The sequence below is a fragment of the Adlercreutzia sp. ZJ141 genome, assembly GCF_011038965.1.
Classification (GTDB): Bacteria; Actinomycetota; Coriobacteriia; order Coriobacteriales; family Eggerthellaceae; genus ZJ141.
The window spans coordinates 1-554 of sequence record NZ_JAAKEB010000038.1 but is presented as its reverse complement, the minus strand read 5'-3'; the positions used below and the strand labels follow the sequence as shown (position 1 = coordinate 554).

General features: G+C 55.4%; 2 pseudogenes. Both read left to right on the top strand.

The features are described 5' to 3' along the window. Positions 1-322: pseudogene (locus G7Y44_RS10100) on the top strand (hypothetical protein); the annotation flags it as partial. After that, a pseudogene (locus G7Y44_RS10095) lies at positions 322-554 on the top strand (IstB-like ATP-binding domain-containing protein); the annotation flags it as partial. The pseudogenes G7Y44_RS10100 and G7Y44_RS10095, both read left to right, overlap by 1 nt.

Genomic DNA, 554 nt, shown 5'->3' with positions numbered 1-554 from the left:
TGGGGATAGGTTTCGCAGGTGGGCGCAAGAGATTGGTCCGGCATGCGAGGCTGTAATTGACAGTATCCTCAAATCGCGCAAGATCGAGCAGCAGTCCTATCGTTCCTGCCGCGGGGTGTTAGCTCTGACCAAAAAGCACGGCGGGCAGCTACTCGAGCAGGCATGCGCAAAAGCGCTCTCCTACTCGCCGTGTCCCAGCTACAAGACGGTCAAATCGCTAGTCACCAAGATGGCAGCGGCAGCTCCGGAAGATCCTGACGATGGAGCGTACTTAAGAGGAAACAACTACTACCAAAACCTTAGTAAGGGAGATGATGAATAATGGCCGCCAGTCAGTCAACCATGGACAAACTCTACAGCTTGCGCTTGTCGGTGATGGCGCAAGCTTACCGGGACCAGGAGGAATCACCAGGAGTTGCCGACATGACCTTCGACGAGCGCTTCGCGATGATAGTCGACGCTGAGTGGGATGCACGGCGGGTTAACAAGCGTACGCGCCTGCTAAGACAAGCCGGTTTTTCTGACCCTGAGGCCAATGTAGCCGACATACGCTA